Here is a 26,122-nt window from a genome sequence, read left to right as displayed (position 1 = left end):
CAGGAGTAGCTGTGGCTCGCACCTTCACCTACCCGCGGCCGAGGCCGCGCGGCCTGCTCGGCCGCAAGCTCGAAGCCGATGAGCAACTCGTATTGGGATGCGGGTTCGTCGGCGGGCTCATCGCGGCCTGGATCCTCGGCGGCATTCTGCTGAAGGTCATCGGATTCGTGCTGATCGCGGGCGCCTGCGCCTGGGCCACGCTGGCGCCGCACAAAGGGCGCACCTACGTCCGGTGGTTCGAGATCAACCGGACCTACAAGAAACTGCTGCGGGACGGCTCACTGCTCTACAGGTCCAGGGCACCGTACGCAGGCCGGTACGCCGACGGCCGCCGCGTCCCCGTCGACGTCCCGGTCGGTGTCCCGCGGAACATGCAGTGGATCTCGGCTCGTACCTCCTTCGGCGAGATCGCGATCGTGCTGCAGCCGGACGAGCTGATGTTCACCGCCGTGGTCGAGGTGGAAGGCCAGCGCGACTTCGGCAGCCTCGACACCGCGGACAAGGAGGCCCTGATCCGGGCCTACGAGCACCTGCTGAAGACCACGGCCGACAGCGGCGGGCGGATCCGCCGCCTCCAGTGGATCAGCCGGGTCATCCCCACCGACCCCAACGCCCATGCCCGGGACGCCGCCGAACGGCGTGACACCAACAGCCCGACGTGGTTGCAGCAGTCGTACGACGACCTGATCCGGCGTGTCGCGGTCACCGCAGAAGACCGCCGATTGCTGCTTGTGGTGGGCATCCCCTACACCGCTGACCTGGTCGCCGAGGCCCGCCGCTACAACACCCTCCACGAGGGCTACGCGATCACGCTCGGGCAGGAGATCGAGAGCTTCATCCGGACGCTGGGACGCGGACAGCTGCGCCACGTCCGCAATCTCGACGAAGCCGGGCTGGCCTCCAATCTGCACCACGCCTACGACCCCGGCCACTGGATCGACGACACCGCCGGCATGGACCGGGTCACCTGCTGGCCCGCCGTCCTGGACGCCCGCAACAAGAAGTACATGTCCTCGCGCAGCTGGGAGGCCACTGAGGACGACTGGTACTCGATGACCGCCTGGGTGAAGGAGCTGCCTGTCCTCCCGGTCGGCATCAACTTCCTCGCGCCGATCCTGCTCTACCTCCAGGACATCATCCTGTCGGTGTCCGTGGTCATGGACCTCGTCAGCACGGACCAGGCGATCACCGAAGCCATGGCGGACGCCACGAACGAGCTGGGCCAGGCGGACAAGAAGGCCGGACGGATCGAGGACCCGCGGGAGCAGAAAGCCCAGAGCGCCTCGATCCGCACCATGCGGGACATCGCCGACGGGGCGGCGGGCACGCGGCTCGCTGCCTGGATCACCGTCACCTCGCCCACCCTCGACGCCCTGCGCCGGGACGCTGACACGGTCCGCGCCGGCGCCACCCGCGCGGGCCTGCGACTGGAGTGGTGCGACACCGAGCATCACCGGGCCTTCGCCAACACGCTGCCCTTCGCCGCCGGACTGCTGAAGGAAGGGCGGTAGCGATGCTGGAGATGCTGCGGCGCCAGACACAGACCCGGCGGCGGGCCGTCCGCTCGACCACCAGCCACGCCTGCGGCCTCTACCCGGCGGTCGGCGCGGCCAGCATGGACCCCCGTGGCGTGATCATCGGGCGGGAGGCCTACAGCGGCAAGGCCTACATCTACGACCCCTTCATCCTGTACAACCCGCAGGCGCGCATCCGGCTCGCCAGCGGCCACGCGCTGATCCTGGGGAAGTCCGGCTACGGCAAGTCCGCACTGGAGAAGACCTACGTCCTGCGACAACTACGCTTCCGCGACCGGAGCTTCGCCATTCTGGACGCGCAGGGCGAGGACGGCGCCGGTGAATGGGACGGCATTGCCCGGCAGTTGGGCATCACGCCGATCCGCCTCGTCTATGGCGCGGGCGACGGCGGCGAAGGGGTGCGGATCAACCCGCTCGACGACCGGATCCCTGCCGAGCACCAGTTCAAGGTGCTCGTGTCCATGATGGAGATCCTCACCGGCACCCTCACCTCGCAGACCAAGTTCGCCCTGGCCGAGGCCCACAAGTCGGCCACCGCCGCGGCCCGCGAGCAGCAGCGCGTGGCGATCCTCTCCGACGTCCTGGACGCGCTGACCGCCCCGCAGCCGACCCTTCTCGGACAACAGCCGGTCACTCCGCAGGAGTTGGTGGAGTGGGGCCAGCCAGCCGCGCTGGCCCTGGACTCACTGTGCAACCCCAGCCGCGACCTGGCCGGCATGTTCGACGGCCCGACAACCGAAGGGATCGACCTCGACGCCCGGTTGATCATCTTCGATCTGACGAAGCTGCCGCGCGAGGGCGAGGCCATGCCGCTGCTGATGGCGGTCATCGGGCCCTGGCTGCGGTTCGGATGGATCAAGCCGAATGACCGGATCAAAAGGACTTTGATCGTCGAGGAAGCCTGGCACATCCTCTCCCACCGCCCCGTAGCACGCTTGTTCGAGGAGCTGGTCCGGTACGGCAGGCGCCTGGGGTTGTCCTTCTGGGCGGTCCTGCACCACCTCGGGGATCTGCTGCTGGAGCAGGCCCCGGAGGCGGCGGCCATCCTGAAATTGACGGCGACAAGGGTCCTGTACCACATGGACCGGGACGAGGCCGAGACAACCGCCAACTACCTGGGACTTCCCGACTGGGCGCGCAAGGCGCTAGCCGACGGTTCCAACGTGTGCGCACCAGGGCGGGCCATCTGGCAAGTGGGTTCGCGGATCAACTTGGTGGAACATATCCGGACCCCCCAGGAGATCCGGCTGACGGACACCAACCGCCGGATGTCGGAGGGGCATCGGGAGCCTGCGGACCATCAGGGCGCACAGGCGTCGGCACCGATGATACGCCTCCACAAGGGGGCGGCGGCATGATGCCGAAAGCCGCTACCCCGAAGACCGCGGCCCGCTTGCGCCTCGGTCGCGATGCCGTGTGGATCCTCCCGCTGATCGCGGCGTTCGTGCTCACCGCGCTGCTGTGGTCGACCGCGCTCCTGTCCGGCCTCCTGGCACACGGACGGCCGGCGGCGATCAGCTGGGACTCCGCGGGCCACGCGGTCGTCGCCGTCTTCCGCCACCCCGGCGACCCCGCAGCCGCCTGGCCGCCGAGCGCAGGCGTAGCTGGCCCGTTCCTGTTCTGGCCCACCTTCTTCCTCCTGCTCGCCGCAGCGACCTGGGGGATGTGGAAGACGTACTGGTGGTGGAAGCACCGGGGCTCAGACGGCGCCGACGGGATGGCGACCCGCGCCCAGCTGGAGAAGGCAATGGGCGAGCAACAGGCCCTGTCCCGTGCCGGATCGCTGCGTCCCACGCTCGCCGAGCAGAACGCCAAGGCCATCACCATCCGCGACGTTGCCGTCTACATCGGCAGCGCGGACCCCTCGGAAATCCATCTCTGGATCACGATCGAGGAGTCGATGATCCTGGTCGCCCCGCCGCGCGAGGGAAAGACCTCCCAGATCATCCTTCCCGAGATCCTCGAATTCCGCGGAACGGTCCTCGCCACCAGCAGCAAGACAGACGTCCTCTACAACACCGCGCTTCTGCGGCAGGAACACGGACCTGTCTGGGTGTTGGACCCGACAGGGCTGTCCGGCTGGCCGAATCAGCTGCGCTGGCCGCTGACCGCAGGCTGCGAGGAATACCAGGCGGCACGCAAGCGCGCCGAGACCCTTGCGGCGACCACGAAAAGCGAAGAAGGGACAAAGAATGGCGGTTATTTCGCGCTCAACGCGAAAACCCTTATTACCTGCTGGCTGCATGCCGCAGCCCTCCACAAACGGCCCGTCCTCGACGTGCTGGCCTGGGCGACGGACCCCGACAACCGCGAGGCCGTCGACCTTCTGGCAGCGAAGGGCAAGCATCTGCTCGCCGCCGCGCTCGCCGGCCAGCACGCCGCGGCCGAGGAGGAGCGATCCGCTACCTGGAGGACCGCAGAGCAGTCATTCATCGCGCTCTACGACGAGAAGGTCGCCGAGATCTTCGCCCCCCAGGGGGACGTGGAGGTCTTCGACATCGAAACGTACCTCCGGCAGTCCGGAACGCTGTTCCTGATCGGCGAGGACGAAGAAGGATCCGCCCTGGCACCGCTCAATGCCGCTTTCGCCAAAGCAATGTTCGACACCGCCAAGCGGGTCGCTGCCCGCAGCCCTAACGGGCGCCTTCCGATTCCGCTCGGCTGCTTCATGGACGAGCTGGCCAACGTAGCTCCTCTGCCGGAAATTCCGAACCTGATGAGTGTCAGCGGATCGCAGAACATTTTCATCATGGCGGTTCTTCAGGGATATGCCCAAGCGGAGGAGCGCTGGGGCGCCCTGGGCGTACGGAAAATGTTCGCCAGCGGTACGGTGAAGGTCTTCCTGGGTGGTATCAGCGACCCCGAAGAATTGAAATCCTACAGTTCTCTCGCGGGTGAATTCGACGAGGACGTGGAGACCGTCTCCGATGACGGGGACAGGGTCTCGGTGTCCACGTCGGTGCGCCGTCGTGCGGTGGTGGAGCCTGCCGCGATCCGGATGATCCCGGAGCGCGGCGGGATGGTGTTCCACCGTCGCACCCCCGCCACGCTCGTCACGTTTATCCGTGCCCACGAAGGACCGCGGGCGGCGGAGATCAAGGAGGCCACCCGCAGGGCGCACGAGATGGTCGACGACCGCGTGGGACTGGAGAAGGCGGGCGGCGGCCATGGCTAGCGGCTTCGATGACATCTTCGCCGAACTCACCAACATCAACGCCGAACAGGTGCTTCTCAGTGAGCGCGTCAAGCTGCTGGAGGAGCAACTGGAGGCCGGACAATCCGGCAGCGGGGACGCCGACGGAGAGCAGGAACGCCCGGTCGGTGCCCCAGTGCGGTGGAACGACCTCGAACCAGAGGAACGCGCCGTGCTCTGGCCCCAATTCGTTCGCTGGGTGATCTGGGTCGCCGACCGGTACGAGATGACCACGGACCAGTTGCCCAGACAGTGCTGGTGGAAGCACGGCGCGGTCGTCGAGGAACTCACGGCGCTGTGGACCTCCCGCGAGTCGGCCTACGCCGGCGGGGAGGACGGGGGGTCGGCGCCGTACCTGTGGCAAGACGCCCTCGCCCGGGCCGTGGAGCGGATGGGCCGGTTCTGGCTCGGCGCGTGCCGAAACGGCCAGCACCGAGCCCGCCACCGCGATGCCACCTGGGATGGAGACGCGGACTACCTCGCCCTGCTCCTGGCCGCCGAAGGCCCCGAGCCCGACGGCGATGCATCAGATCCGCGCGGCGATGACCAGCCCGATCCGGACGAGGACGGCAGCGGATGACCCCGGACGGCACCGCCGCCGCGCGAGATCTCCCCGTGCCGCCGTCCCATATCTGACCCAGCCCACCAGCAGCCCTTTGGGCCCCCGATGCACACAACCGCCCTCGACGTTGGGAGCAGGCGTTGAGCACACCGCAGCAGCCCGCCGACGACAATTCAATCAACGACAGCGGCTTCCTGCCCGGCCTGGACTTCGGCGACCAGGCCCCTCCGGTGCAGGAAGGCGCTGCGGCACGCCCGGACGGCACGGCGGCGGGAGAGGATGAGACGGGGCACCCCGCCCCGTCCACCAGTTCCAACAGTGCCAAGCAGGCAGGGGGGTTCGACGATGAACCGGTACGGCGACCAGGCGATGACGCACTGGAAGGAGCACAAGCCCCAGGCGTTCGGGGAGCTGGAGAACCCGGAGGAGTTCTTCACGGAACTCGGGGAGGAGATCTCGACGGAGATCGAGACCCGGGCCCGGGAGCTGGCGGGCCAGGAGCCGGACGGGGAGGGATACCTGCAGCGCCTGCAGCGGCTGAACACCTCCCGTTCGACAGCGGAGGGCGAAGTACTGCGGGAGAGGGTGCTCCTGGACGTGGAACCGGACCAGGAGTAGCACGGCCCGGGCCGCGTACGGAGCGGGAGCGGGTCGCCGCGAACATCGCTGCCGTGCACGTCGTGCTACAACTGCGGGCGGAGGACCGGCCAGCCACCGAGGCCGAGCGGCAGGTGCTCCAGCAGTGGACGGGCTGGGGCGCCGCCCCGTACCTGTTCGACGAGCGCAAGAACTTCGCCGCCATGTTCGCGGCCGAACGCGCCCATCTGCGGGACATCCTGTCCGACGACGAGTACGCCAAGGCCCGCTCCTCGACCCTGAACGCCCACTACACCGATCCTGCCTACGCCCGCGTCGTCTGGCAGGCCCTGCACCGGTTCGGGGTGCCGGCCGGAGCACCACTGCGGGTGCTGGAGGGCAGCGTGGGCGCAGGGCGCTTCCTCGCCGATGCCCCCGCCGACGCCGAGATTGTCGGTGTCGAGGTCGACCCCATCACCGCGGCCGTCGCCCGCGCCCTCTACCCGAACGCGCAGATCCTCACCGAGTCCTTCGCCGACACCCGGCCACCCGAGGAGGACTTCGACGTCGTCGTCGGCAATGTCCCGTTCGGCAAGTACAAGGTCACGGACCGCAAGTACAACCCCGGGCGGCGCCACTCGATCCACAACCACTTCATCCTCAAAAGCCTGGCGCTCACCCGGCCCGGCGGCATCGTCGCCCTGATCACCTCCCGCTACACCCTGGACGGGACCGACGAGGCGCGCGAAGCCCGGGAACAGATGGCCGCCGTCGCTGACCTCCTGGGCGCCGTCCGGCTGCCCAGCAACTCCCACCAGGATGCCGCCGGCACGAATGTGGTGATGGACCTCCTCGTCTTCCGGCGTCGCGGGGAAGGAGAGACGCCCGCCGAAGCCGACTGGCTGACTGTTGAGCCGACGGTTCTGCCCGGAGCCCGAACCGGAGTTGTCTCCCAGCCCATCGAGATCAACAACTACTTCGTGCAGCACCCGGAGATGGTGCTCGGCACACCCAAAGTCGATATCGTTCGATACGGCCCCAAACTGGTCGTCCAGGGGAACCCACAGGCCGAAGTCGCTCTCGGCGCGGCCCTGGAACACGTCGCGCAGCGCGCCCAGGACTCGGGCCGTACCTTCACCGAGCGGATGGTCTTCCACGGCACGCTGGAGAAGTACGACGGCCTGCTGGAACTCGGTCCCGAAGGCACCTTCACCGAGATCCGCAACGGCCGGCCCGTCCCGCACGTACCCGCTAAGACTCAGGTCCGGGAGCTGCGCGAGCTGATCGGCCTGCGCGACATCGCGGTGGCCCTGCTGGACGAGGAGTCCGAGCACCACCTCATCACCCCGCGGATGACGCAGCTGCGGGCCGAACTCAACCGCCGCTACGACGCGTACGTGGCACGGTTCGGCCCGATCAACCGCTTCAAGGTCAACAACCCGCCGTCCGGTGAAGCCGTACAGGATGACAACGCGCCCGAGCGCCGGAACTACCCGCGCATGGGCGGGTTCCGCAACGACCCCTTCGCCCCGTACGTCTTCGCGCTGGAGAAGTTCGACGAAGACCACCAGATCGCGGCGAAGGCCGACCTGTTCGCCAAGCGGGTCGTTGCCCCGCCCGAGCCGCTGACCCGCGCGGACAGCCCGGAAGATGCGGCGCTGATCTGCTGGGACCAGTACAACGAGATCCGCCTCGACGCCGTGGCCGGTCTGCTTGGCCTGGACAGCGAACATGCAGCACGTGAGGCGCTGGGCACCCTCGTCTACGACGATCCGGCCGGCGGCCTGGTGCGCCGCATGGAGTACCTGTCAGGCAACGTCCGCCGCAAACTCGCCGCGGCCGAGAAGGCCGCGGCCAAGGACCCCACGTTCGCCGTCAACGTCGAGGCCCTGCGCGAGGTCATCCCCCGCGACCTGCAACCCGCGGAGATCCAGAGCCGGCTCGGCGCCGCCTGGGTCAGCGCCACGTACGTGCAGCAGTTCCTTCGTGAAATCCTGGAAGACGACGACATCAAGGTCAGCAACCTCGGCGCCCGCTGGAGCGTCAAGGGCGGGGACACCGCAAGCCTGCTGGCCCGCACCGTCTGGGGTACCCAGGCCCGCTCCGCCCAAGCCCTGGCCAGCAACCTGCTCAACAACCAGGAAATCCTGGTCACCAAGAAAATACCGCCCGACGGGCAGATAGTGACGGACCGGCAGGCGACAGCGTTCGCCCTGGCGAAGTCCAAGCAGCTGGACGACCGCTTCCGGATGTGGCTGTGGGAAGACCCCGACCGGGCCGAGACTCTGCTGCGGTACTACAACGACCGCTACAACGCCATCGTCCCCCCGACCTACAACGGCGTACAGATCACGGCCCCAGGACTGTCCAAGGCCTACACCCTTCACCCCCACCAGAAGGCTGCGGTCGCCCGGATCCGCGCCTCTAAACACGGCGTCGGGCTCTACCACGGCACCGGCGCGGGCAAGACCCTCGAAATGATCGTCGGCGGGATGGAACTGACCCGCCTCGGCCTGGCCAAGAAGCCTGTCTACGCTGTGCCCAAGGGTGTTCTGGGCCAGTTCCAGCGCGAATTCCTCCAGGCCTACCCCAGGGCCCGGATCCTGGTGGCCGACTCCTCCGACCTCACCGGAGAACGCCGGCACAAGTTCGTCGCCCGCTGGTCAACCGGCAACTGGGACGCGGTCATCATCAGCCACACCGCGTTCAAGAAGATCCCGATGTCCAAAACGGCCCGCCTGGACTACATCAACCGGGAGGTCAAGCGCCTGGAGGCGCACCTGGACAACGCTGATGGCGACGACAAGTACACCGTCAAGGACATCGAGAACCAGATCGCCACCCTGAAGGGGCGGATCGAGGACGAACTCAAGACGCCAGGCGATTCGGGCGTGGAGTTCGAGCGAACCGGCTCGACGTACATCTTCTACGACGAAGCCCACACCCTGAAGAACCTCCGGGTGATCTCGTCCATCCGCGAACTCGCCCTCAAAGGCAATCAGATCACCGCGGACATGGACATGAAGCTGTCCTATCTGCGCAAGAACTACGGCGGCCGGGTCACGACCCACGCCACCGCCACGCCGGTGGACAACTCCCCGATGGAGATCCTGACCGCCATCAAGTACCTCGGCCCCGACCTGCTGCGCGACGAATGGGGCATCGAGGAGGACGACCAGTTCGTCTCCACCTACATCCAGCCCGTCAACCGGGTCGAGATGAGCCCGGACGGCAACTCCTTCTCCACCCGCGCCCGTTACGCCCGCTACGTCAACCAAACCGAACTCAAACGCGTGCTGTTCACCATCGCCGACGTCAAACTCAAACGCGATCTCCAACTCGGTGAACCCGCGATCATCGGCGGCGAGATGCGGATCCTGGAAGCCGAGGCATCTCCGGAACTGCGCCAGCTCATGCAATCGCTGGGCCGACGCATGATGGGCATCCGCCTCGGCAGCCCGGACCTGAAGTACAACCGCAAGGGCAAGCTGGTCGAGGACAACACCCTGTGGATTTCCACGGACGGGCGTCTCGCCTCGCTCGACGTACGGCTGGTCAACAAGACCACCGACGAAGCCCAGAAAGTCGACGTCGCCGCCGACGAGCTGTTCCGCATTTGGCAGCTACACAAGGACGACGTCTACTACTACGACGACGACGGCAACGAAGAAACCAACCGCGGCAGCCTGCAACTGGCCTTCTGCGACCTCGGCGTGCCCGGCCCAGACAAGGAGTTCGTGTTCTACGAGGCGCTGCGCGAGGCACTGACCGCTCGCGGCATGCCGGGCAGCCTCATCCGCTTCGACCAAGAGGCGAAGAACCCGCAGCAGAAGGCCCGACTCGACAAGGACGCCCGCGAAGGGCGGATCGCCGTACTGGTCGGCAGCCGCTCCGGCCTTGGCACCGGCCGCAACCTGCAAAAACGCGTCATCCACGTGATGCAGATCGACCCCACGTGGAAGGCGACCCCGATCATCCAGAGCCTGGGGCGAGGCAAACGCCAGGGGAACCAGAACAAGGAAATCCACCACACCGCGATCGTCACCAAGAAGTCGTACGACCCGTTCCTGTGGCAGAAGGTCGCCACCAAGCAGGCGTTCGCCGAGGCCATCCTCGACATCAACGACACCAGCCGCATCCTGGAAGCCGCTGAGGACGGGGACGACGGGCGCATCCCCGCCGGCGTGATGTTCGCCGTCGCCGCGGACAAGCCAGAGCTGGAACAGCTGGAGCGCGTCGAAGGCATGCTCGCCAAGCTGCGCCTGGACCAGCAGATGTGGCACGACGAGCAATTCGCCTACGAAGTCACCGGCGAGCAGGGGCGACGGCGCGTCCAGGACCTCAAGATTCGCATGCAGGAGGCCCGGGCCGCGATGGAGCGGCGGACCACCACCCGAGGCGACGCCTTCACGATGACGGTCGACGGCCGCGCCTACGACGAACGCCGGGAGGCCGGCGAGGCGCTGGCCCAGCGACTCGAACGGCTCGTCCGCACCTCGGTCAACGCCGGCGGCCGACCGCAGGACGCCCTCGTTGGGGAACTCGGCGGCATCCCGGTCCACGCCCTCGTGGAGCGCAGTTTCGAGGGCCTGATTGTGGGGTTGTCCTTCCAGGACGTTCCAGTCGATGCCATCTGGCTGTCGGCGAGCGGCCTGGCCAAACAAGATCGCGTCGGCCTGATCCGCAAAGCGGAAAACGCCCTGGACGGCCTGGAGACCGTTCACGCCAAGGCAGAGCAGCACATCGCCCGGATCGAGGCGAACATCGCGCGAGCCAAGGAACTGGTCGGCAAACCCTTCCCGCAGCAAGCCGAACTCGACAAGATCGAGGCCCAGCACCGCAAGCTGACCAAAGCCCTCGGCGTGCAGGGAGCCGCGGAAACAAACGAGCCGGAAGTCCACGACGCGACGGTCACCGAACCCGGCACCGACCTGGTCGACGCAGCGCTCCACGACGCCATGGTCATGGCGGGCGGCTCCACCGACGGCTGGGTGGAGATCGATCCGGCGACCCTCACACCCGACGACCTGAGCGAGACCACTCGCGGATTCCTGGACGCGTTGGCCGACGGCACAAGTTCCCGGGCCACGCCAGATGCTGCGCCCGCCGGCTCGGATGCCAGTACGACGGCACACGCTGAAGATGGCGTGGGCGGAGAACCCGGCGATGTTGCCTCGCCCCCGTGGCCGTATCCGGACGAGGCTGCCGCCGTTGCGGGTGAAGACTCCGTCTTGGCGAACTTCGCAGCCTGGCAGAACCTGGACGTCGTCGACGGGATGTCCGGCCAGGGCCGAGAACTGGCCGTTCAGATGGAGCAGGCTGGGATTGCGCTGGCTGAGGCCTTGCACCATGCGCGTGAGTCCGCCGACGAGGCCCCTATGCCCGGCGGCGATCCGTGGGCCCTGGATCTCTTCCACGCCCTTGCCCGCGCCTGCGAAGACTTCCTGTCCCACCTGGACTCCCCACGCTTCAAGCCCAACGCGACCGGTCGCGAGATGAGGAACCTCACGGAGCAGGTCGCCCGCTCCGCCCGCGAGCACATCACCTACGTTGCACCACTGGAAGGCCGCCGGCGCTCAGTACAGCCGACCACAGCACCAGCGAATCCTTCGCCCTCACGTCAACCGGCCCCCGGCGCCCCTTCGCCCGGCACAAGCCGACCTTTCGATCCGGACCGCTGGTACGAACACACCATGCTCGGCGGAACCCTCAGCGACTCCCGCGGCACATTCCTCAACGACATCGTGCAACAGCTCGGCCATGACGGGTCGGACGTTGCGATCGAACCGGACGCCACCGGCACGGTCGTGATCACTGGCCCGATGGGGTCGGTGAAGGTCACACCGCTCACCGAGGAGTTTCCTGCCAGCGTTGCCCAGGCGTACGAGGCGGCCATCGACCAGCTCCTTCAGGACGCCCAGCGTGCTCTTCACGGCAACGGCAGCCAGGCCGGTGACCTGTTCGATGCCTGGCTGACTGGCCAACTCGATAGCCGGGCCACGTCGTTGAAAGCCGCCCTCGCAGGTGGCGGCGACGAAACCGCCTTCCGACAGGCGATGCGGGTGCACTTCTACGAGATCGCGCCATGGGCTCACCCGGACACGGCCGACCGTCCCCAGCCGGGATCCCGAACACAGCAGGAAACCGCGGCCGAGGCCGAACTGGCCGATGCTCTACCTCCGTCCCGGTCCCGCGCACCGGAACAAGCACCAGGTGACGCCGCCTCCGCGTCACCAGTCACGCCGCCCGCGAGCCCGCCCCCCGCAGGAGACCACCGTCAGGACAGCGCGTCCACGGCAGACACCGCCCGGACAGCACAGGCACCCCCGGTCTCCGCAGCCGAACCGGAGCCTGTCCCAGCGACGACACCACACGCGACCGCCCAGCGACCCGGGCGCGTACCGAACACCCCCTACCCAGACCGTTCCGAGTCCTGGACTGCGGAGCAAGCGGCACTGACCGCCTACCGCCGATGGGCGTCCGACCATGCCGGGCGCCTGGCCACAGGTGAGCGGGCGGACGGCCTGATGGCGGCGGCCGATGCCGCGATGACCTCCAGCCGCACTGGCCGGATCGCCCGCCTGCTCGGCGTGGAACTGGCATCCGATTGGGCGCACCTGCAGCGGTTGGCCGACCAATGCCGTGCCGTGGTCGAACAGTGGGAGCGGGAAGACGGACGGAGTACCGAGGGGAACTGGGAGATCTACACGGGCCTGCGCGACCATGCGTCCCGTTACCGCAGCACCGTGGAGGACCGCAGCAGCGATGCCTACCAGCAGTGGGTCCGCTCCACGGAACCTCTCACGCTCGACGAAGACGCCGTGGAGTTCATCCCCGGCATCCTCCCGTGGGAGCAGTACACCGTCGCCGGGCCCTGGGGCCACAACGCCGGCCCGGTCAGCGGCCGTGACCTCGCGGCCGGCCTGGCGCAACTTGCCGCCGACGGCACGGACATGGAAGCGGCCGACGACGGACTCGTGGTCACCGGCCCCGGCCGTCTCCGGTTCTCTGTTCAGCTCGCCACGGCACAACCGGCCACACCCGCCGCGCCGTCCGCCACGGCGCCCACACCGGCACCGGAACAGGCGACCAGCGACGTCCCGGAGCCGGAGGGGACAACCGATGCGGAGACTGAGACTCCCGAAGCCACAGCCTCCGCCCCTCCTGCGAACGCGGCGGGCACAGGGGGAGAGGGCTTCGGCTCGGCACTGCCCCAGGTGGCGAATCTCGCGATCGTCCTCGAAGGCTATGCGGACCCCGCGGAACTGGCTGGTGGACGCCGCTACGTCGGTATGGCCGCCGAGCAGCTCCGGCGCGTCCTCGCACGACAGGAGAGCGACCCCCCGAGCCCGGCGCACCAGGATGCCGACGCGGCAGCCGCCGCGGTCATCGAGAGCGAACCGCGCACGCACGCTGACGTGTTCAGCATCTACGACCGCCTCGCAGGGTCCGCCGTACAGCTCGCTGACGACCCCCGACACGACGTGTGCACGGCCGCCCAGAAGGTCGTCCAGTACACGGAGCGCCACCTGGCCCGCATGCAGGCACGACGAAACGACCTCGCCGAGATGCTCCTGGACGCGGCCGACCTCGAAGGGGAGCACACCTCCGTCCTCGACCACCACGACCCACTCCGGTTGACAGCTCCCTGGTACCAGGACAGCGCCGAGATCGGGCGCGCTCTGACTGACATCTTCGACAGCTTCCCGAAGTGGCCGCACGCCTACGACGACATCGGCGGGCCGTACTCGGACCAGCTGCGCGGAGCCATGCTCATGCTGCGCCGGCCGCACGACACGGTCGGCTCAGCCCTGACCGACTGGACGGACGTCACCTCCTACGCCCTCGGTGCCGCGCAAGAGGCGGAGGCGGCAGGGGATGGAGTCAGCCGGTACGCGCTGCGCGACCTGGCCCGCAAGGCCTTCCAGCACCACCAGCGCCTCGCAGCCCACGAGCTGGGCATGGAGGAGACTCCGTACGAGGCGGCTGACGACTTCGTCGGCGGCGCCAACAAGGCTGAGTCCGCGTGGAACTGGTGGATGGGCACCGATACCGCCAAGGCGCTGCTCGACATCTCGCCCGAGGCATCCGGAGCCCGCCAGGCCCTCGACGCTGTCCGGGACACCCGGTACGCCGCCGATTTCGTCACGCTCGCCGCCGAGACCCTGGACGAAGTCAACCGGCGAGTGACGGCGATGGCGCACGCAGCGTACGACCTGGTGCTGCACCTGAGCGCCAGCTACTACCGGCATCCCGACGACGCCAAGCGGCTGGACGACCTCGTCCGCTATTCCTACGAACACGCGGTCGCCTGCCGCGCCTCCACCGCACGCCCGGAGACCGTCGCGGCCGTGCAGGCAGGCGTTGCTCAGCGCCGTCGGCGACTCGACGCCGAACAGCCCGCCCCCGAGCCGCAACAGACCCCTCCGCCCACCGGACCCGCCCTGGAGATCGAGCACCACTACCGGGGCACCGTGGTCCGCGGTACCACCAAAGAGGACGCCGACGCCCCCGTACGCGCTGCTCTGGACCGTCTCAAGTTCAGGTGGAGCCGCAACAAGGGCTTCTGGTACCTGAAGCGCAACCAGAGCCAGGCCACACGGGATATCCGGGTGCAGAAACTGACCGCCGAGCTGACCCGCATGGGACGTCCCTTCCGCATGGTCGAGGAGCCCGAGCAGGACGCGGCCTCGGAGATCGTCATCCCCGTGGGCGCGCCGTACACGTCGAAGGACGATGCCCAGCACGACTTCTGGGAGATGTACGGCGCGCTGTCGGAGATGAAGGAAACCCCGGCAGGCCGACGTCTGATCGGACGGGGCCAAACAGACCAAGGGGTGCCGACCCGACCGGACGGCCAGGCGGTGTGGCTGGCCATGGAGGAGCTGTGCGACGGGCCGGTGGGCCGGGTGCAGGATCCGTTCACACATCCCGCCGGCACTCTGGTCGAGCGCTGCACCAAGCTCGCTCACGCCGTTCTGATCCTCGCCCGAAATCTGGAGGAGGAGCGCTACCGGGCTCCCGTGGTGATGGGCCGCTTCCGCAGGCTGGAGCGGCATGCCGTGCAGTTGGCCTCGCGTATCACCGCGACCGCCCAGCGGGGAGGCAACTGGCAGGAAATCTTCGGGACCCCAGCCCTCCCGGCAGCGCAGACCGAGGGCGAACGCTCGGAACCGGTCGGCCCGGAGCCCGACCCGGCACCGGGCAGCCCCCTTCATCCTGACGTGCGTGAGGACGAGCAGCCCTCCTTGCCGACCGGCCAGGTGGCTGGGCGTGAACCGTCAGGTGGGCAGCAGAGGCGCATCGAGATCACCGTGGCGGCCAGGAGTGCCGCGGGACACCTGCTGGTCAACGTCTCCATCCCCGCCGAGCGCACCGGCGCCGTGCAAGAGGTCCCGGACCTGCGGGGTGCTGATATACCGGGCCTGGCGTTGCCCTCGTATGCCGTGCTGCCCCTCCTGGTACGAGCGGCGAAACTGACCGACTCACTCGTGTCCGACGAGGAGGTCGACGCCTGGCTCAGCGAGCACCTGCCCGACAGTCCGGTACCCGCGGCCTGGAACGCTCCCGCCGTACGTGCGGTGATCCAGCGGACGGTTCGCGATCTGCTGCGCGACTCCATGGCCCCCGATCCCGAGGACGTCGCGGAGTGGCTGGTGAACACGGCGAGCGAGAACCGTGCCCTGGTCCAGGCCGCGCACGCCAACGAACAGGCCGACTTCTTCGCTGTCTTCGCGACAGCCGCCGACGAACTGATCAGGGACGGCGGCTCGGAACACCTGCTGTGGACGTACCTCAAAGAGGACGGACGCCGCCAGGTCCTCGATCTGGCAGGCCCTCGTGCACACCGGGCGTTGCGTGCGCAGGCCGTGGCACCCGAGTCGCAAGAGTCCGGCCCGTCCGTCCCCGATGAGCAGTCGGCGGCTTCGCCCGCTGCCGATGAGAACGACCGCGAGCGCAGGCGCGCCGAGTTTCAGGCCGAGGCCGATAGCTGGGCTGCAGGGATGCGTGACGACGCTCAGCAACGCGCTGTACGCGCGGCCCTCGCCGACCAGGGTCTTCGGTCGCTGCTTGGGGACGGGCGATCACGTGAGGAAGCCCTTCAACTGTTCATGGCCTGGCTCGGTCACGCCGATCTGTCGGCGACCGGCGCCGGGGGCGACCGGTTCCGGGACTGGTTCGTTCACTCCCAGCAGGAAGTGGAGCAGCGGTACGCGGAGGGCGCCTTCGAGCAGGTGTATGCGGCCGTATCCGCCGCGCCAAACGAACTCCCCGCCGATGCGGTCGCAGTACGACAAGCCGGCGCAGTGGTCGAATCCCCGATTCCATCCGCAGCCACCGAGCCTGAGACGACTACTGCGTCAGGCAACAGCACCAGTGCCCAGACCACGGCGCACACGGCCGGCGGCGCCTCGGCCGACGGGTCCGCCGACCCCTACACGTCAGAGACGATGCGGGAGGCCGTGGACCGGCTGCACCTTCTCTTCGAGCAGGTGAACGACGCCCTTCCGGCTCCTCTGCTGCCCGAGGGGCCGCCCGGACCGCCCTCCGGAGCCCCGGATTCGTGGTTCAAGGGGCCGGCCGCCGTCGAGATCCCCGACGGGTTCGCGCCGTACACCAACGACCGCGCCGTTCTCCAGCGCGGCGATGTGGTCCGTGAAGGGTTCAAGCGCTGGCCGAACTCCAAGAAGCTGTCGTACCGCACGCTCGTCATCACCACGAGCACGAGCGACCGCGACGGCTACTACCACGCCGCACCGCACACGCGCATACATCCGCGTTCGATCGTCGCTGTTCCGACGGACTCCCGTCTGCTGACCCAGGCTGTGGCAGACATACACACCCTGCGCTCCGAGTTCGGCCTGCGTTGGCAGGGCGCGAAGGCGATCGGTCACGCCAGCGTTCACCGGACTCGTCCCTTCGACGAAGCGGTGGACGCCTACCGACTGGCCTTCACTGCCGCGGGGGAACTCGCGCGCGAACTGGAGCGTACGGAAGCGCCGGGAGACGCCCGCGACTTCCTCGCCCGCCTGCTCGACGAAACCGAGCAGCACCTCGTCCGGCTGCACTTGACTCACCGCACAGCCAGGGAGACACAGAGAGCCGAGGTGAATGCCGGCCGGGAAGCTGCATCGGACGTTGAACATTCCGCGACCTCTGCCGGTGAGCCGGCAGGTCAGCGCACCGAGTTCGAACAGCTCATCGCCGAGAGCCTGGAGCGCCACCACGGCCGAGCGAGGAAACAGGCGGTACGGGCCGCGCTCGCGAGCCCGGTCGTTCGGATGTGGTTCGCCGAGTCACCGGACACGGAGACCCTGCAACCCCAGCTCCTCGACTGGCTGGCCTCGGCTGATATCGCCGACGCGGACGGCAACGACGGCCGGTGGCGCGACTGGTTTGACGCCAGCCCGCCAGAAACACGGGACGCTGTCGCCGCGCAATCGATCGCCGACATTCAAGCCGGCCTCATCGCGGCGGCCACAACGGTGGAGGCTGCTGACGCCGCATCGGCGCCCGCAACCGAGCGAGACGAACTGACGGCGAGGCGGGCTGAGGCCCGCGGTCCCCTGACGCAGCAGCACCTGGACGCACTGCCTCACCATGATGATCGGAACCATGGTGCGGACGCCCACCTGGCCGTCCTCGCGACACTCAGGGTCCGTGACGGCCACGTCGATGACGTCCTGCTTCTACTCCAGACGGTCGAGCCGGAGGAGGACCCCGAGGACGAGCCGCTGATCCGCGGCGCCCAAATCGTGCCGCCCAACGATGTGCTGTCCTCAAGTCTCAACGGCCAGTACAGTCCAGCTGACCTGCTCGGCATGGCCAACTCCCGGGTACTGCCTCTCGCCCGCGCTGTTCCGTGGACAGAAGTAGAGGCCCTGGCCGCGCTGCCCCACGAGCAAGCTCTGCAACGGCTGCCCCTCACCGGAGAAGAGGGCCCCGCCCCGGACCTGCCGGAGGAGCCGGCTCCGGCCGAGAGCCCTGCTGTTGCGGATCAGGCGAACCTGGCCGAGGACCAGAACGTCGCGGCAGCGTCTGCCGACCCGGAACGCGCCATCCCCCGTGATCCCCAACAGATCGCTCCCGCTGGGCCCGAATCCGTCGACACTCAGCAGCTGTTGAGCAGTGCCGTCGAACCACTGACCCAGGCGCACCTTCGTGCACTGCCCCGCTACGACGAAAGCCCCCCGAACGACGCGGAGATCCAGTTCGCAGTCGTAGCCACCCTCACCTATCCCAACGGCGTGGTCCCCGACGCCGTGATCCTGCTGCAGGCCGCCGAGGAAGACAGGCGGTACGGCGATGCACTGCACGGCGTCCTGATCGCCCCCGAGAGCAAACTCGCACTCACCTCCAAGACGGGGTACACGGTGCTCCCCCGTGATCTGCTTCATCGAACCAACGCCCGGCTGCTGCCGCTTGAGGACGGGCTGACCTGGGAGCAGGTGGAGGAACTCGTCCGGCTGCCCTATGCACAGGCCCTGGGACGGCTACCGCTCGCCGCCCAGAACGCCCCCTCGACAGGCGCACCCGCTCGGAATGCCCAGCCGCAGGCCGAGCAGTCCGAACAAGGGACCGCGCCACTTAAGGAACTGATCGGCGCACTCGGAGACCGCGTCGTCATCGGTCACATCGGCCCCAGCAGCCCCGCGCAGGCGGGAAAGGCCGCACCGGCTACGGCGCCGGAGCCCGCACCCGGACCGATGTCCCCGGCCGACGAGCAACAGGAGGAGAGCGTGACGTCGACCGAGCCGGAGACTGCGGCCGAAGGACCCTGGACGAGCCGGTTCAAGATCGTCAGCGACAGGACCGGTACCTACGTCACGGGCACGACAGGCGCCCCCGCGGAGGACGGTCTTCGTGAGCTGCTGAAGCGGGACCGGAACTTCAAGTATGAGAAGGGCCGCTGGCGCTACAACGGCATGCGCGGGCAGAAGGAGCAGCTCCTGGAGGAAATCCGGGCCTTCCTCGCGGCCCGGGACGCCCAGGAGGGCGCGGTCGCGGCCGTGGCCAGCGGAAAGTACCCTCCAACCGCTCAGCAACAGGCGATCATCGACGCGGCGGTCGAGGGCAAGCACGTTGCCGTGCAGGCGCTCGCGGGCACCGGGAAGACCTCGACGTTGGTGATGATCGCCGCGCAGATGCTGGAGCGGCGCATCGGCTACATCGCCTTCAACCGGGCTATCGCCGACGAAGCCGGCCAGAAGTTCGGTCGCAACGTCACCGCCCGGACCAGCCACTCCTTCGCTCTGCAGGATCTGCGCAACACCCCCTACCGGCAGAAGGTCTCCATCGCCGGCTCGCGCAACAGCGGGGCCCGGCGTCCCAAGGACGTCGCGGCAGCGCTCGGCATCACCGCTGAGATACGGGTCGGCGACCGCGACGGCAACCTCCAGCGCGTCGGGCCCGAGGACATCGCCAAGATCGTGATGGGGGCGCTCCGCCGCTACCGGCAGAGTGCTGATCCCGAACTCGGGCGCCAGCACCTCGGGGAGAAGTGGGCGCACGTCCCCGCCGCGCGCACGCTGCTGGGGTACGCCCGCCGGGCCTGGGCGGACATCGCGGATCCGAACAGCAACAAGATCTTCTTCGACCACGACGACTATCTCAAGATCTGGGCCCTGTCAGACCCGCGCCTGAACTTCGACACGATCTTCTTCGACGAGGCCCAGGACATCAATCCCGTGCTGAAGAAGGTGATCCAGGACCAGGACGCCCAGATCATCGTCGTCGGCGACAGCAATCAAGCGATCTACGAATTCCGCGGCGCCGTCGATGCCCTGCGGGACTGGCCGGCCGACGTCGTCCTGCCCTTGACACAGAGCTGGCGGTTCGGCCCCGCTGTCGCCGAGGTGGGCAACGCCTACCTCTCTCTCCTCGAATCGGACCTCCGGCTGGAAGGAGCACCCACCCTCGACACCGTCCTGGGCACCGTCGAAGAGCCCGATGCGATCCTGACATACAGCAACGTCGGCGCCATCTCCGCTGTCTTCGCGGGGTTCGAGGCCGGCAAGCGCGTGGCACTCGTCGGCGGCGGCCGGGACATCGAAGACATCGCCCGGGCCGCCCGAGATCTCCAGCAGGGCCGCCGCACCAAGCACCCCGAGCTGTCGGCCTTCGAGAACTGGAACGAGGTCAAGGAGTACGCCGAGTCCGACGAGGACGCGAGCACCCTGCAGACGTTCGTACGGCTCGTCGACCGCTACACACCCCAGGGCCTGATCAACATGATCCGCGACCTGGTCCCGGAGGAAGCCCGCGACGAGGAAACCCGCCCCGAACTGGTCGTCTCCACCGCCCACAAGTCCAAGGGCCGCGAATGGGACCAGGTCCAGGTCTGGAGCGACTTCCCCCAGCCCAAGGAGGACACCAAGACCGGCGAACTCATCCTGCCCGCACAGGACAAGCTGCGCCTGGCCTACGTGACGGTGACCCGGGCCAGGAAACGACTTGACATCGGCTCCCTCGGCTGGATCCACTCCATCGGCACACTCGCGGACACCTTCCCAACCGAGATCGCTGCCACTGCGGCACCCGAGCAAGCCGCCCCCGCCCCCGTCGTCGCTGACGAGACTGCCGCCCCTGAACCGCCCGTGCCCCCAACGTCCCTTGACAGCAGGAAGCCGGACGCCGTCCCCGAAGAACAGCCGGAGCCCGCAGTCAGCGAGGCGCCAGACGATGAGCCAGCCGCCCCAGTTCACCAGGCCGCTACGGCCTCCGCAGAGCCTGCCGATCCTGAGTCGACCGACGAGCGCGAAGCCGCGACGTGGGACACGACACGGCCCGAAGAGACGGAACCCGGCCCCGAGTGGCAGCCCGAGCTAGCCGCCCCCATCTGGGAGGATGCCGGCGAACCACTCAACGGCGCCGACCAGCCGTCCATGTTCGCCGGCCAGGCAGACGATCTGCCCGCCGACGAGCAGACGATCGCCCCTGCCGCACAGGACGCCGAACCGGGCATCGCACCCTTGCCCTGGGACGACCAAAAGATCAAAAAGCGCGGTACAGCAGGAATCCGCCGTGGACAGAAGAACGAGATCCCCAACCTCGCCCGTGAACTGCGTGAGGCTCTCGGCGACAACCAGGTCCGCGACATCTGGGAACAGGACAACCCCTGGGCCCAGTTCGAGGAGAACCTCCGGCACACCCAGAACGAACTCGCGCAGCCCGACTCCGCCCTGAACACCCTGGTGACCCAGGCTGCGGAACAACTGCGCGCCCGGATCGACCAGCTCGCCGTTGAGGCCTTCAACAGCTTCGAGACCCTGATCCAGGCCCGCGCAGGCGACCCGGACCAGCTGGCCGAACTCGACGCCCAACTCGCTGAAGTGCACCGTCTGCCGGAACTCACCGACCCGCTGGTACGCCAGGCCCTGATCCTCTGCCTGGAGGCCGTGGACGACATCGAGCGCGCGGCGCGCAGCCGCAAGGTCAGGGCCGCCGCCGCACGGGATGCCCTGGAGCAGGTCATGGGGCTCGCCGGAACCTCCTACAGCCCCGACGGCCAGCAGGTGTGGCCGAACATCGACGCGGCTCTGGCCCCGGTCAAGGTCCAGGTGGACCGGGCCCGCGAACGCATCGCCGAGTTGTCCAACTCGACGGTCACCGAGCAGTACGCCCGCCTGCGCGCCCTCATCGCCACCCACGAGGCGCAGCCGGCTGCAGAGTCCCAGACGGAGGACGCCCCGGCACCCGTCATCGAGGCCGCCGAGAACACCGGCGAGCCTCCAGCCCCCGCCGAGCAGGAGGAGCGCGCACCCGAGCCATTGAGTGACCGGGACATCGCCGAGGCGCTGGGCAAGATCAGCGTGTGGGACTTCGGCAAATTGATCTTCGAAATGGACCAGAAGAAGAGGGCGACCCCCCAACTGTATGAGGGCTGGTTTGGACTGCCATCGGAGCCTGGTTACAACGAGGCGGGCAACGAGTTCGGCAGTGTCTACTCCCGAAGCGGTGCCATCGAGATCGAGGTCAAGACCGTTGGCGACGCCGTGACGACGGTCCGCGCCGGACGGTTGACCATGGCCAAGGTCCTTGCGTGGCTCCGTCCGGCTCTGCCGCCGGAACGGCGTCAGCTGGTGGCGGCAGCATGGCGGACCAGGAACGCCATGTCCCGCAGCGAGCAGGGTTTCGAGGTAGTCGGTGAGTCGGGCCGCTGGAAGGCAGCCGACAATGAGCTCTGGCGCATCAGTGTCGCCGCCAGGGCGACCGTGATCAAGGAAGCCCTGGAAGCTCACGTCACGGGTACCGCGGACGAACGAGTCGCACGGATCCGGGCCGCCGAGAACTGGGAACAGGGGCAGATGCTGCCGATCGACTTCGGCGGCATGGAGGCCTCGTTTGCCGACATCGCCACGTTGGAGCGGGTGACCGCGCTCCGGGCCGTACTGCCTGACCGGTTCAAAGGCGCCTGCCGCCTCAGCGAGCTCACACCGGGTGACTGCATCACCGGCGTGTCCGAGGAACGGCTGCCGTTCATCGTGCGAGAGCGTCCCGTCGTCAGCGCAGACACCGAAGTGTTCGTCGTCGGAGACCTCGTCGTCGGGCCGGGCGATCTGCGTCCGTACACGTGGGAGACCGGCGGCTATCCGGACGATCATGTCGAGCCCCTTCTTCTTCCGCAGTCGCTGGCCGGGCTCGTCGACCTTCCCGCAGACGCACCACACCCTCTCGCCCCCGCGCCCACCGCCTCTGCGACGGCTGGCGACGCGCTCGTGGTGGCGGAGCCCGAGCAGGAGGAGGCGTCCCCCGCCGCTGGATCACCCACCACTGCGCCGGACTCCGTCACCGCGCCCGAAGAGGCGCCCCGCGCCGACAAGGAACAGCCCGCCGTTCCCGTGGCACCCGATGCCACCACCGTGCCCCCGCACCTGCCGTACGAGTACCAGAACGACTTCCTGGACGATCTGTGGGCCACGGAGAGCGCCTACGACGCCTGGGCCAACTCGGCCACGGGCCGGCTGCTGTTGTCCGAAGCCCGGGAACTGCAGGAGGAAACCGGGTTCACGGACGCCAATGAAGCGGCTCGTATCCAGACGGCCTTCCGCGGCGCGATCCTGGCAGCCGACACCACCCACTCCTCGGCTGACGATCTGCTCAGCGCCTGCCGCAACCTGCGCACGACCGTCGCCGAAGCGGGGCGCTCGCTGGCGACACGTACGGCGTTCGCGTCCGAGGACGATCGACGCCTGCTCCTCGCGGTGTACACCCAGGCACAAGAACAGCTGGGCCGTCTGGAAGCCACCCCGGACGTACAGATCCTGCTCGGCAGCGAACATGGCGGGGCCAGGCTGCTCTCCCGCTTCAAGGAGACGCGTCTGGCCGACCGCCCCGACGGTCCCACGGGCCTCGAAACCGCGCCGACGCAAGCACAAGAACGTGGTCAGGAACCGCCGAACGCGGAGCCGGCACCGCTCCGGGAGGCCGACGCCGCCACCACAAGCACGGGACCGAAACCGGCTTCGTCCGATCCGGCCGAGCCGGAGTCGACCACCGTGATCGCCGAGCTGCCGACGGAGCAGGAGGAGAGCACCCCGGAGTCCGCACCGACTCCCGAGCCGCAGGAGGCGCAGACATCTGCGCCGGCTGAACCGGACGCCGACGACTTCGACTTCTTCAGGGACGTCATCGGCGATGACCTGGTCGTAGGCGGGGTCGTCTACAGCAGCGCGGAGTGGGAGCCGGACCCGGAAGAGGGCGTTCGTCGCCGCATCGATGACCAAGACGAGCCGGTTTCCGCCGAAGAACTGGCCGCGATGGAAGTGGACCGGGAGTACGAGGCCCTGATCGAGGAGGAACGCATGGCTGCGGCCGAAGCAGTCACGGGAGAACCTGAAGTTCCGGGGCAGGACGACTTCGACCGGCACTTTGAGGACATCGTCGCCCTCTTGCGCAGCGCAGAAGCCCCGGCGGAGACACAAACGCTCACGCCCCGGCCCCGATTCAGCGCCGAGGACGAACAGCGGCTGCGGGAACAGTACGTCGCCACTCGGCAGGCACTGTCCCAGATCCTCACCAGCATCGACGCCGACCCGATCCTGCCGGCGGCCGAGGACCCGGCGGTCGAGGCCGGTGACGCCAATGCCCTCGAAGCGGCGATGGGCAACGCCGCGGCCGAGGCAGGCGCCTACTGGGGCACCCCTGAATGGACGATGATCCGCTCGATCGGCCAGGCAGGACAGCAACTCCGCGGAGCCGTGCGGGAGGCATTGCTGACCTACGCCGAGACGACGCTGCGCGACATCCGCGCGTACGGCATCAACCGGACGATCGAAGCCCGTACGGCGCGGGCCATCTCCCATGGGGCGATGCACCTGGCGAGGCGCCTGGAACGGTCGGGCCAGCGTGACTCGCGTGGCTGGCGGGCGGTGTGGGGACTCCATCGGGCTGCCGCGACCCGCGCGGACCGGCTGACCGGGCTGCTGCCCGCGGGCCAGCGCATCGACCTGGCCGACCAGCTGGGCCGCGCCTGGCACTGGTTCACCGAGAGGCTCGCTGACCGCCGCCCGGATGCGGGGAACGGCACGGGCGGCGGCGACCAGGGGCGTGTGCGCGCGATGCTGTCGAACAGCGTCGAGTCGATTCGTGGCATCTACGGTGCGGTCTCGGAGCGGCTCGGGTCCCTGACACAGCTTCCGGTGTGGCGCCGGATCGCGTCCGTGTGGTCTGCGGTGCGCGAAGCCGTCAACAACGGGTGGCTCGGCGTGGGTCGTTTCATGGCCGACCGCCAAACCCTGGGCACCGGGCGGGCGTTGTGGGTCCGCACCCTGGAGATCATCTCGTCCGGGGCACAGGCATTGATCAACCGGCTGGCCGCGAACGGCGGCCAGAACGGGCTGCGGTGGAACATGCTGCGCGTCCTGCGCCACGCTGCCGAAGACCACATCGCCCACCTCCACGGTCACCTGCCCGAGGACGTGAGCACTCCATTGGGCACCTACGAATCCGCCGTCGGCGAGGCGGCCGAGGAGAGGCCCGCAGCGGGCGAAGAGACCGTGCCGGGAGGACCCTCCACAGCCGAAGCCGAGCCCGCTCCGGCGGACAAGAGCCTGGCGCAGGATCCGGACCGGTTCCGCGCGGTCGTGCTCCAGGTGGCAGCGAAGGAGTACGCCCTGGCGCTGGACCTGAGCTACGACTACGACATCCCGGCAGCCGACGCCGACGCCCTGCTGACGCGCATGGAGGAGCTCGGCATCGTCGGGCCCCAGGGGGAAGGCGGCGTCCGGGACGTTCTGGTCACACCCGGCGACGCGGAGAGCCTCCTGGACGAGAGTCCGGCGCCCGGCACTCCCGCGCCCCGATGGCAGCCGGCCAGCGAACCACTGACCGCAGCCTGGTTCGACGAAGTCAGGACCGCCGTACGACGCGATGTCCAGCCCGATCGCGGGCTGTCCCGCCGGGACTTGATGAGTCTGCTCAACCACGAGAACGCGCGCCCGGGCAACAGGACGGACGCCGGCCGCCGGGCGAACGAGTCCGTAGACCTCTTCCTGCAAGGCCGCGGCAACGAGGTACCGCAGCATCTGGCGGGCGAGGGCTTCGCCTACGTGCGGGGCGAGACGAACAGAGACTGGGCGCTCCGGGAGGACGCTCCCTCCCCGGCTGCGCAGACTCCTGCCAGCGGGCAGGCGCAGGCAGCAGGAGAACAGGAGGCCGCTGAGGGGGCACAACTGCCTCGTCGACGTCGGCCGACACCGACCGATGGTCCGTCGAGGATCGAGCAGGCGGCTACCGGACGGCGCCGCCCGCCGTCCTCCCCAGAGGGAAGCCGGCGGGCGGCCACCGCGAACACCTTCAAAGCCCAGGCTCAGCGGATGCAGGACCGCGCGGACTTCGCGCGGGCTGCCGCGACCAGCCCGGCCGAGGAACGGGCCGCGGGCGTCCTGCAGACGATCGCGGAGAACTCGCGGGCCACCGCCGACAAGATCGCCGGAGCGACACCCGCCGGGGGATCACCGGCTTCCCCGCAGTCCGGACTGACAGCAGAGGCCTTCCTTGCGGCGCTGCGGACCACGGCCCAGGCACGGGGAGCACAGATCCCCGACGATCTCCTGGCCAGTGCCATGGAGGCAGCCCAGGAAGCAGTCACCGCGGTGCCGCAGCGTTCCACAGGCTCCGCCGCAGCACCGCCACGCCCGACACGCCGGGGGCAGGCCGAGCGAGAGCAGGCCGATCACCGGCTTCACGGGCAGCAAAACGCCCCGAGCGGCGTCGGCCGCAGGTAGGGCACGACGATGCTCGGGGCTCAGCACG

6 protein-coding genes are annotated in these 26,122 nt (G+C 68.5%); all 6 read left to right on the top strand.

Annotated features, from left to right (window positions below; all coding sequences use genetic code 11):
* Positions 1 to 11: 11 nt before the first annotated feature.
* The 6 genes from EDD90_RS10120 to EDD90_RS10095 all read left to right on the top strand — a co-directional run bounded on the left by EDD90_RS10120 (position 12) and on the right by EDD90_RS10095 (position 26,094).
* The gene (locus tag EDD90_RS10120; protein WP_260327776.1) at positions 12 to 1,511 is read left to right on the top strand and encodes an SCO6880 family protein; all 1,500 of its coding nucleotides are present in this window, start codon (positions 12 to 14) and stop codon (positions 1,509 to 1,511) included.
* A gap of 2 nt (positions 1,512 to 1,513) precedes the next feature.
* On the top strand, positions 1,514 to 2,893 hold the full coding sequence (locus EDD90_RS10115) for an ATP/GTP-binding protein (RefSeq protein ID WP_185149013.1): 1,380 nt from the start codon (positions 1,514 to 1,516) through the stop codon (positions 2,891 to 2,893).
* Positions 2,890 to 4,710 carry a type IV secretory system conjugative DNA transfer family protein gene (locus EDD90_RS10110; protein ID WP_123972732.1) on the top strand — a complete coding sequence of 607 codons (1,821 nt, stop codon included), beginning with the start codon at positions 2,890 to 2,892 and terminating at the stop codon, positions 4,708 to 4,710. Before EDD90_RS10115 ends, EDD90_RS10110 begins: the two co-directional genes overlap by 4 nt.
* The gene (locus EDD90_RS10105) at positions 4,703 to 5,308 is read left to right on the top strand and encodes a hypothetical protein (RefSeq protein WP_123972731.1); all 606 of its coding nucleotides are present in this window, start codon (positions 4,703 to 4,705) and stop codon (positions 5,306 to 5,308) included. Before EDD90_RS10110 ends, EDD90_RS10105 begins: the two co-directional genes overlap by 8 nt.
* Positions 5,309 to 5,635: 327 nt before the next feature.
* Positions 5,636 to 5,908, top strand: a complete 273-nt coding sequence (locus EDD90_RS10100) for a hypothetical protein (protein WP_221305086.1) — start codon at positions 5,636 to 5,638, stop codon at positions 5,906 to 5,908.
* Positions 5,909 to 5,961: 53 nt separating this feature from the next.
* Positions 5,962 to 26,094: a UvrD-helicase domain-containing protein gene (locus EDD90_RS10095; protein WP_123972730.1), complete on the top strand. Its 20,133-nt coding sequence runs from the start codon at positions 5,962 to 5,964 to the stop codon at positions 26,092 to 26,094.
* The last annotated feature ends 28 nt before the right edge of the window (positions 26,095 to 26,122 follow it).

This window comes from Streptomyces sp. Ag109_O5-1, from assembly GCF_003814875.1.
Classification (GTDB): domain Bacteria; phylum Actinomycetota; class Actinomycetes; order Streptomycetales; family Streptomycetaceae; genus Streptomyces; species Streptomyces sasae.
This window is presented reverse-complemented; position numbering and strand designations above follow the sequence as displayed.